Genomic DNA, 9458 nt, shown 5'->3' on the forward strand with positions numbered 1-9458 from the left:
CGCCCACCCAGACGCTGGTGGCGAGCAGTGCGCCGCTCGCGCTCCACACGTGCACCTCGCACCGGGAGAGGGGCACGAGGGGATCCCGGTAGAAGCGAACCTTGTCGAGGACACCGGACGCCGAACTCTGGAAGCGCACGCCCACTTCCACGGGCGTGATGTCCGAATCGAGCTGCGCGGGAGACGGCGCCGTGGTGCCGCTCCACAGCGAGGCGGTCGTCTGCGCACGCGCGAGCCCTGGCACGCAGAGCAGGAGGACGCAGAGCAGCGAGGAGAGCATTTCAATCCGCTTCATCAGGGACCTTCCGTCCGCGCGGGGCGGACGCGAATGACAGGCGGCGCGGGGGCGCCCCACGCATGTCTACTCCGATTCCAGAAAAAACAATCCTCTGATTGGCAAAGCCAGGGCCATGCCTGGTGCCCCCCTGACTGGAGAAGGCACCTGGTTCTGGCATCATGTCGCTGTAGCCATGAGGAATGACGATGCAATGCCCATGCTCGTATGACTGCAGCCACGAGATGCACCGGAACGACGGCGTAGCCGGGCTGCCTGCGTTCATCCTGGCAGCGCCAGGAAAGGATGAGGAGAAAGCGAAACGCCCAGCAGCTGGCGATACAGGGCTGGCCCTCAATCGCATCCTGGCGTCCCTCCACAGTCTGCTTCCAGAAGTCTTCCCGTCTACTTGCCGGTACCAGTACCGGATCGCCAATGCGTACAGCAAAGCCCTGTACAAAAGCGATAGCAACAACAAGACCAGCCCAAACGTCAGCGACGTGGACACGGACGCCAACAAGAAGCGCCTGCTGTCTGAAGTCAAAGACGCGCCGCTCGTCATCGCCCTGGCCCCGTCAGCAAAGCGGCTGGCCCCATACCTGAAAGCCAATGGATGCAACATTCTGGATTTCGGCGAGCACCCTGGGCAGCAGGCAATCAACGGCGGTGCTTCCAAGTACAAGACCTACAATGGAGTAACGCTCAAGTCAGCCAAAGACCATCTGGCGGGGCCCAACGGAGCGACCATCCGCCGCCTGGCTCGCAGCAAGGAGCGACTGGAAATGCTCCTGAGCCAGATGCGGTATCACTCGTTCGCTGAGACGGGAATCCTCGGCGGCCTCAGGGCTCAGAAGCTGTTCGACTGTTTCATCGAAACATCCATCATTCCCAACACCCAGGCACTTCCGGAGCCCTGCGAACACTGCCAGGCGTTTCACCAAAAAAGGACGAAGAACTGGGAAACGATTGAAGCACTCCTGCCCTTCCTCTAGCAGAAGCAAGCGGCGAGAACGGGCTGGAGGCCGGGTGGCCCCCTCCAGCCCGTTCACCGAGGGCGGAGCCTCAGGGCCACGGGCTCAGTAGCAGTAGCACTCCGTGCGCGTGCACCAGCCAGAGCTGAAGTTCAGCTCGATGCACTGCGCGATGCAGGCGGAGCACTCGTACGGCGCGGGGGCCTCCGGGGCTGGCGTGAGGGCCTGCGTGGCGCTGAATGACAATGCGGTCCCCGCGACGACGGCCAGCAGGGTCTGTCCCGTCTTCTTCACAAAGCCTCTCATGAAAGCCTCCCGGAATGGGTTGACGTCGAACGGCCACCGCGAACTCTGCCACGGTTGCCCATCCCACCGCCGCCTCCGTCACCGTGCGCTGCTGGCCACGTTCACCGTGGCCGTGGCGCTGGCCGCGAGGCCGAAGTCCTCCTGGTAGATGCTCAGGTCCACCGTGTGGGTGCCTCGCGCGCCTGGAGGCACCGTCTTCGTCATCGTGAAGGTGGAGTCGCCGCCCGGCGGCAGGTTGACGCCCCATTCGGACCAGGCCGTGTCCCAGCCTTCCGGCAGCGTGGATCCGAAGTCGTACCAGACCCAATTGCACGAAGCGGAGTCGTTGTTGGTGACGCTCACAGTCCACGTGACGTCCTCTCCCGGGGCCGCCGTCACATTCGCCGGTGAGAGCGTCAGCGTGGGCGGCGTCGCGATGCAGCGCTCGACGACCTCCACCGTGGCCGTGCCCTGCACGCTCTGACTGCCCCTCGTGACTGTGACGCCCGCCGCGTAGAGCCCGAGCGGCGCGCTGTAGGGCACATACGTCTGGAGGCCCAGCATGCCGGAGCTGGCGGCGGCGAGCGTGCGCTGCGCGGGCAGCGGGTCGAAGCCCCAGCCCGTTGGAACGATGGGGGACAGCTGGAAGGTGCTCGGGCCGCAGCCGGCCGAATCCCGGTTGATCAACTCCAGCGCGAACTCCGGCCGCGCTCCGGGCCAGATGGCCGGCGCCAGAGGCGTCACCCGCACCTCGGGCGCGGCCTGCACGCAGGTCGTCGTGCGGTACTGGACGCGCACCGTCAGCCCCGTAGGCGTCGCCGCATCCACCGTGAGGGAGAGGTCGCTGTACGGGTCGTTCCACGTCGTGCCCGGCAGCAGGGCCGGGTCGTTCCAGGAGGACGTCCCCGGCGTGAAGTCGAGCAGGTGGGTGCCATCCCGCGTGTCCGCGTCCGCCAGGTGGATGAGCGCGCCGCCGAACACCTGGGACGCCAGCGTCGACTCGTAGAGCCCCACGGGCCGGCGGTACTCCACCCACAGCCAGTCGTTGACGCCCGGGCGCCTGCGCACCTGGAGCGCCTTCAGGCCACCGGACGCCACCACCGGCGCGAGCGTGAAGGTGCCGTCCGTGCCATCCACCCGGGCCACCGAGGAGGACGCCAGCCAGCCGATGCGCGCCTTGTGCGGCGCCGCGTAGTGGCCCAGGTTCCAATCACCCATCGACGAGAAGCGGTCCCCGTACTCGTCGATGGTCCCCAGGGTGCCCGGCATGCCCAGCGGCTCCGCGCCGAAGTCGCGCGAGCCCGCGTGGTTCAGTGACAGGTTGTGACCGGCCTCATGGGTCACCAGCTTCACGGCGGTGTCGTGGTTCGTCATCCAGTCCGCGACGAGCCAGGTCACGGAGGCCGTCACGGTGCCATCCGCCGTCGCGACCTGCCCGCAGGACAAGGTGGCCTGTCCCGCGTAGGCACAGCCCTGTGAGGGATTGGGGTGGACGATGAAGATGCGGTCGTACTGCCGGAAGTCCACGTCCGCGTCCGCAGCCCGCACGGCCGCGTCGCGCATCGCGTCCGTCTCCGAGCAGGAATAGGCGCGGTCCAGCGTGTACCAGCCCCGCACGGCGCCCGTGGTCGTGGTGCGGCCCCCGGACACCTCGCTCCAGTAGGTCGCCAGCGAGCGCTGCGTGGTGGAGAAGAACGCGTCATGGATGCCCTGCGGCGTGGCGGCGGGCTGGGGCATGCCCGGGAAGGCCGCGAGGATGACGAGGCTGCGTTGCACGCCCGTGACGCCGCACCCGCCCGAAGTGGCCTGCATGGCCGAGGCGTGGCGGTCCACCTCCACGGTCCGGGCCATGAAGCGCTGCCCTCCCTGGGCCCCGCGCACCGTCACCCGCTGACCGCCGCGCAGACCCTCCGGTACGCCACCGGTGAAGGCCAGCGGCAGGCGCTGGCCTCCGACGACGAGGAAATACTCCTCATGAGACGCCGTGAACGACGGCGCGTCCACGACCCGGACCTCGAGCTCACCCTGGACCACCTGCTCCGCTGGGCTGGCAACCTGGGTGTTACAGGCCGCGAGCCATACGGCCGCGACGATGATGCACAAGCGTGACATTTCCCCTCCGGGGAACGGTGGCCGGCACGGGAGTGCGCCTGGCAACCGCCGCGCGCCTTGTGCCCGCGGCTTCGCGCGTGCGCAATGCATCCGTCGAAGTTGTCACGCGGATTTCAAGCAGCTCAGCGCCGCGCCGCGCGCTCCTTAAGGTAGCGCTGGAAGAACTCCGGCTGCAGCCAGACCGTCATCCGGGCTCCCTTGCGCGGAGCGAAGAACGGTCCCGAGTCCACCCAGTCCCCTCCCGACCGCAGCCGGATGCCGAGGGTGTAGACCGGCTCCTTGAAAGAAAGTGTGAGGGGAAGGACTCCCCGCTGGACCACGACCGCGTCGTTGGGGACCGTGGGAAAGGCGACAACCTCCGCCTCCACGCCCACGGGGGCCTCGATGCGGAGGACGGCCTCATCTCCGGAGCCAGGCTCCTTGCGGAGCTGGTAGCCGTTCCGGCTGTCGAGGAGCGCGAACCAGTCCTCCCGCCTGTAGTCATCCACCCTGGCGCCGACCGTCATCCAGAACAAGCGCCACGCTGGCCTGACCCGGTTCCAGTACTGCTGCGCATCCGTGGCGTCCATGCCGCCACCCTGGCGAAGACCGTTGATGAGATCCCCCGACAGCATGTCGAAGAGGCTCGGGTTGTCATCCGCCGCCCCGGTTTTCCGTATGCCGCCAAGCCACTCCACGATTCCATCCTCGATGCGGTACAGCGGCTTGTCGTCCTCACGGACCTGCCGCCCAACTGCATCCAGCCTCCGTGCCACCAGGGACGCTCGCTGGGAGATTGAAACCCTGGACCGCCACGACGCCCGGCCCGCCTTCACGGCGAGGTCCGAGGCCTCGTAACGCGCATCCAGCTCGACCTCTCCTGGATCATTCCGCAGCCGTTCGAGCGTCGCCTGGATCGGGCGAAGTCCCAGCGCCGCAGTGAGCACGACTCCCTGGAGACGGACGGTGGCGGAGGGTGACGCCAGGAGCCGCTCGACACCGGGCAGCGCCAGTCCGCCGAGCGTTGCCAGCTTGTCTCTCAGCTCCTGGAGCCTCCGTCCCTCGATGCGCAGCCGTGAGACGGGGCGGCCATCGTTGCCGCAGAGCACCACCGGCTGCTCCTCGATGAGTTCGCGTGGAGCGGGCTCCACCTCCCAGAAGGCCACGAGCCCCTGGCCTCGGGCCACGGCCTTCGCGCTCAGCGCGCTGAGCTCCGGATGGCCGCCGAGCAGTTCGGGGTGGACCCTTCGCCTCGTCAGGAGCTGGATGAACTCGAGCAGGGCCGACCGTGCCTCGTCATCTCGGGCACCGGCGGCCAGGGACTCGAGCCCGGGCAGCAGCGATTCACCCCGGGGAAGCAGCCGCACCTGCGCCTCCGCACGCTGGGCGCGGTCCGCCGAGATGAGCCAGGCAAGCAGCTCCTCATCGCTCTGCGAGCCCGTGTCGGGCGCGAGTTGTTCCGGCTCCATCCAGGACCAGGGGGGACCGGCAAGCCGCTCCGCCAGGGGCGGTGGCCGCGCCGCGTAGACGCCTGTGGCGCCTCGGGAGGGGGCGCCCGCGGCGCACGCGGCGGTCGTGAGGGCCAGCATGCAGAGCAAGACCCGTGGCGCACCGTGCATCATCAAGCGTCCACCTCCAGGCCGAGACTGTAATGCCAGACGGAAGAGTTCGTCACTCCGGGAGCAGCAGCCCGTCTTGAGCACCACCTCCACGACGTGGATGGACTCGGGACAGAAGTCTCAGCCAGAGTCCATCACCGTTCATACGGCACGGGCAGGGAAACCGGGTCGTCCATGCGCACTCAGCAGCCGAACCGGTTGCAGCCGTAGTTGAAGCGGGCGTCGAACGCGAGCCCCATGAAGGTGTCGTTCGGGCTGCGATACAGCTCCTCCACGAGGCGGCTGGCCAGTGAGCTGGCATTGACGGAAGCCCACTCGGAGCCGTCGTTGTCGTCGAAGGGGCCCTTGAAGCCATCCTGCTGGCCGGTGACTCCCGAGGCCATGTCGCCGTCCTGCTGGCCCGCCATGACGAACACCAGGTGGCGCACGTTGTCGCGGCCCGGGTTGAGCGGCTGCGCCAGGAAGGTCCGCTTCTGATTGTCATTGGCCACGCCGAAGTCCTCCCACCAGTGGTACTCGGGGCGGGTCTGCACGCTGTTGCAGGGCAGCGGGAAGCGGTTGCGGCAGCGGCGCACCTTGGAAGGAGCGCTTCATTCCGGGAGTCTTTCGAGAAAGGGGAAGAGCAGAACCGCGTGGGGTGCGGAATCTACCCTTTCCCCCTCTTCCCGGAATGCCACGCATCGGGGCTGGCTGCTCCACGGGCTGGGAAGCGGAGCGTGCCCCGTTCAATCCTACGCGCCGCGCAGGGTCGCTTCGCGGCTTCTCTGGCTTCGCTACGGAACCGGGTAGACGCAGACGGCGAGCGCGCCGCAGCCGAACTCGACCGCGAGCTTGTTGCAGCCCGGCTTGAAGTCCGACCGATACATGGAATGGGTCTGGGTCCGGCTGTAGGGCCCATCGATGCCCACGCCGCTGTAGCTGATGGACACGGTGAGGCTGCCATTGCTCCCGGTGCCAGCAGGGATGAGCGTCGTGACGCTGCACGCGGTCTCCGTGCTCGCCTTCACCGGGATTCCCTCCCCGCCAATCTTCACGCTGGTGATCTTCGTCTCCCCGCTGTTGTCGAAGACCACGTAGGCGGTGGACGAGTTGTCGATGAGTTCGCCGTCCTTCAGCGTGAAGTCGCAGGCCCCGGGCGTCCAGGTGCCCTGCCGGTACTGGCCCAGGAACGTGTTGGTGCCGTTCTGGGGCTTGAAGCGCATGGTGGTGCCCTCGAACACGACCTCGTAGTCGGGCAGGTTGTGGTTCGCGTCCCAGCGGATCATCCGAGGGCTGATGAGCCGGCCCTTGTAGAGGCCCGCGGTGGGGGAGCCGGGCAGCTCGCACATGTACACCCGGTCCGACGACTGGCCCTCGATGCCGCCGTACGCGATGTCGGTCTGATATCCGTACTCGCTGCCGTAGCGGTTCCAGATGCCGGTCACGACCATGCTGTCGCCGCCGGTGTCCGTGTCGTCATCACCGGCCACGCTGGTGTCACAGGCGCTCAGGGAGGTGGACAGGACGCAGCCGAGGAGGAGACGCGCGAGGGAAGAGTTCACGGGAGGGCCTTCGGTGGGGTGAGAGGGTTCGCGGCACACCCCATACCATCAAGGCGGCAAGCAGGCCTCAGGAGCAGTCCCTACGCGCCGCGCAGGTCCGCGGTCCTCAGGAACGCGGGCTTGCGCCGCGCGTGCGAGGCCTGCTCGTAGGCGTAGGCGAGCTTGAGCAACACGGGCTCGCTCCAGGCGCGGCCAATGAACGACACCCCCACCGGCAGCCCGTGCACGTCGCCCGCGGGCACCGTGATGGACGGATAGCCAGACACGGCCGCGGGCGTGGAGCTGCTGCCCAGCCAGTGGTCGCCCAGCACCAGGTCGATGGGACCCGCCGGGGCCTGCGTCGGCGCCACGAGTGCATCCAGCTTGTGCTTGTTCATCACCGCGTCCAGCCCTTCCGCGCGCGAGTACCGGCGGCAGGCCGCGAGCGCCTTCTTGTAGGCGGCGTCCGTGAGCGGGCCCTTCTTCTGCGCCTGGAGCAGCAGCTCCTGCCCGAAGTAGGGCATCTCGCGCTCGCGGTTCTTCTCGTTGAAGGCGATGAGGTCCGCCAGCGACCGCACCGGGGCGCCCTCGCCCAGCTGCGCGAAGTAGGCCTCCAGGCCCGCCTTGAACTCATACAGCATCACCTCCAGCTCGGGCTCGTCGAGCTTCGCCATGTTGGGCAGCACCACCGGGTCCACCAGCACGGCCCCCTGCGCCTTCATCAGCTCGAGCGCGCGCTCCACGATCGCGTCCGTGGCCGGGTGGTAGCCGAAGAACCGCTCGCGCGGCACACCGATGCGCGCACCCTTGAGCCCCTGGGGGTCCAGGAACTTCGTGTAGTCCGGATGGGCGCGGCCCTTGCCCGCGGCGGTGGTCGCGTCGCGAGGGTCCTCGCCCGCGAGCACGCTCAACAGCGCCGCCGCGTCCGCCACGGTGCGCGTCATGGGGCCCGCGGTGTCCTGGGACGACGAGATGGGGATGATGCCCGCGCGGCTGACCAGCCCCACCGTGGGCTTCAAGCCCACCAGCGAACACGCGGACGCGGGCGAGACGATGGAGCCGTCCGTCTCCGTGCCCACCGACACGGCGCAGAAGCTGGCCGCGGTGGCCGCGCCCGAGCCGGAGCTTGAGCCGGAGGGCGTCCGGTCCAGCGCGTAGGGATTGCGGCACAGGCCGCCGCGTCCGCTCCAGCCGCTGGTTGAATGCGTGGAGCGGAAGTTGGCCCACTCGCTGAGGTTCGTCTTGCCCAGGAGGACCGCGCCCGCGGCGCGCAGCCGCTCTACAATAAAGGCGTCACGCGAGGGGACGGCGCCCACCAGCGCGAGCGAGCCCGCGGTGGTCTGCATCTTGTCCGCCGTGGCGATGTTGTCCTTGATGAGCACGGGGATGCCGTGCAGCGGCCCGCGCGCGCCCTTTGACTTGCGCTCGGCGTCCAGCGCGTCCGCCAGCGTGAGCGCGTCCGGGTTCACTTCGATGACCGAGCACAGCGGCAGGTCCCCGGTGCGGTCGAGCGCGCGGATGCGTCCGAGGTAGGCCTCCGTCAGCCCGCGCGCGGTGTACTTGCCGGAGTCCAGGCCCGCGCGCAGCTCCGCGACCGTCGCCTCTTCCAGCGCGAAGGTCCCGGGCGCGGCGGCGGCCGGCGCGGCGGCGCGCGCATCCCGGGCGGCCAGCGCCCCTGTCACCGCGGCGGCGGCCCCCAGGAGCGTGCGGCGGGAGAGACCCGTCGGGTTCACATCGGAGGCAGCCGTCTTCTTCGTCATGGAGCAGGCACCTGTTCTGGGAGGGGCGCCAAGTGGACCCGATTCCCCCTCCGGGAGGAAGCGCCGCGGCGAGCCGTTGTGACAAGGCTGGCACAATCCCATCCAGGGGCGCTGTCAGGGGCGTGTGATACAGATTATGCCTCACCTGGAGATCCCCCCATGCATCTGCGTGCCCTTGCCTTGACCTGTCTCACCGCGCTCGCGGCCTGTGACAACACCCCCATTGAAACCGAGTCCGCGGAGGAGCTGGGCGTCAGCACCGCCGCGGAGACGGCGACCCGCCTCTACGCCACGGTGGGCAACAACGAGCTGAGCTTCGAGACGCTCGGCACCTTCGAGCAGCGCGACGGCGTCCGCGCGCTCATCCTCCGCGCCACCGCGAACCGCTACCTCGCGGACGTGCTCAGCTTCGTGCCGGACGACGCCTTCGGCGACGCGAACGTCATCAGCGAGCGCCGCTTCGAGATCGTCCTCCACGAGGGGCACGAGCTCAACACGGTGCTCTCCGGCCTGCCGCTCTTCGTCAAGGTCACCACCAACACGGGCACGCCGCGCGAGTACACCGCGCGCATCGTGGTGGCCCCGCGCTTCTACGACTTCCGTGGCGACTCGGGCATCTGGATCGACGAGGCCGTGACGCCCCGCTACGTCATCCAGGGCAACAACAATCTCCTCTACCGGGGCCACGCGTCGGTCTCCGGCTACGTGGACTGGCTCTCCGTCACGGCGCCCGACGGCATCCCGTCCGTCTACGGCCGGCCCAACTACAAGCTCGACTGGACGTACACGAAGCTGCACGAGGCCATTGATCCGCACACGGTCCCGCTCGCCTTCAGCGCGGGCGGCGACAATGGCGCGACGATGCAGAAGACCGCCCGGCTCGTGGCGCGCGTGACGGAGTTCGCGCTCACCGACGGCGATGCCTACGACGTCTGGCC

At 68.4% G+C, this 9458-nt stretch carries 8 protein-coding genes and 1 pseudogene; 2 read left to right on the plus strand and 7 right to left on the minus strand.

Going from position 1 to position 9458, the window contains the following annotated elements:
* Positions 1-295: DUF4082 domain-containing protein (locus tag D7X55_RS29170; RefSeq protein ID WP_147470250.1), on the minus strand; the 295-nt coding region annotated here is incomplete at its 3' end.
* A 224-nt stretch (positions 296-519) separates the two neighbouring features.
* Here D7X55_RS29170 and D7X55_RS42995 point away from each other — a divergent pair.
* Positions 520-1266 carry a hypothetical protein gene (locus D7X55_RS42995; RefSeq protein WP_147470251.1) on the plus strand — a complete coding sequence of 249 codons (747 nt, stop codon included), beginning with the start codon at positions 520-522 and terminating at the stop codon, positions 1264-1266.
* An 84-nt stretch (positions 1267-1350) separates the two neighbouring features.
* Here the strand turns inward: D7X55_RS42995 and D7X55_RS29180 are convergent, their stop codons facing one another.
* The 6 genes from D7X55_RS29180 to D7X55_RS29205 all read right to left on the minus strand — a co-directional run bounded on the left by D7X55_RS29180 (position 1351) and on the right by D7X55_RS29205 (position 8520).
* Positions 1351-1551: a hypothetical protein gene (locus D7X55_RS29180; RefSeq protein WP_147442598.1), complete on the minus strand. Its 201-nt coding sequence runs from the start codon at positions 1549-1551 to the stop codon at positions 1351-1353.
* Between the two features lie 78 nt (positions 1552-1629).
* Positions 1630-3642, minus strand: coding sequence for a zinc-dependent metalloprotease family protein (locus tag D7X55_RS29185; protein ID WP_120546202.1), 2013 nt, complete (start codon positions 3640-3642; stop codon positions 1630-1632).
* Positions 3643-3764: 122 nt separating this feature from the next.
* Positions 3765-5210: a hypothetical protein gene (locus D7X55_RS29190; protein ID WP_147470252.1), complete on the minus strand. Its 1446-nt coding sequence runs from the start codon at positions 5208-5210 to the stop codon at positions 3765-3767.
* A gap of 212 nt (positions 5211-5422) precedes the next feature.
* Positions 5423-5815: a hypothetical protein gene (locus tag D7X55_RS29195; protein WP_121724772.1), complete on the minus strand. Its 393-nt coding sequence runs from the start codon at positions 5813-5815 to the stop codon at positions 5423-5425.
* Positions 5816-6013: 198 nt separating this feature from the next.
* Positions 6014-6781, minus strand: a complete 768-nt coding sequence (locus tag D7X55_RS29200; protein ID WP_121724773.1) for a hypothetical protein — start codon at positions 6779-6781, stop codon at positions 6014-6016.
* Positions 6782-6861: 80 nt separating this feature from the next.
* A complete protein-coding gene (locus tag D7X55_RS29205) occupies positions 6862-8520 on the minus strand; it encodes an amidase (protein ID WP_121724774.1) in 1659 nt (552 codons plus the stop codon).
* Between the two features lie 159 nt (positions 8521-8679).
* Here D7X55_RS29205 and D7X55_RS29210 point away from each other — a divergent pair.
* A pseudogene (locus tag D7X55_RS29210) lies at positions 8680-9458 on the plus strand (hypothetical protein); the annotation flags it as partial.

Origin of the sequence: Corallococcus sp. AB049A (assembly GCF_003668885.1) — a bacterium.
In the GTDB taxonomy this organism is placed as follows: Bacteria; Myxococcota; Myxococcia; order Myxococcales; family Myxococcaceae; genus Corallococcus; species Corallococcus interemptor.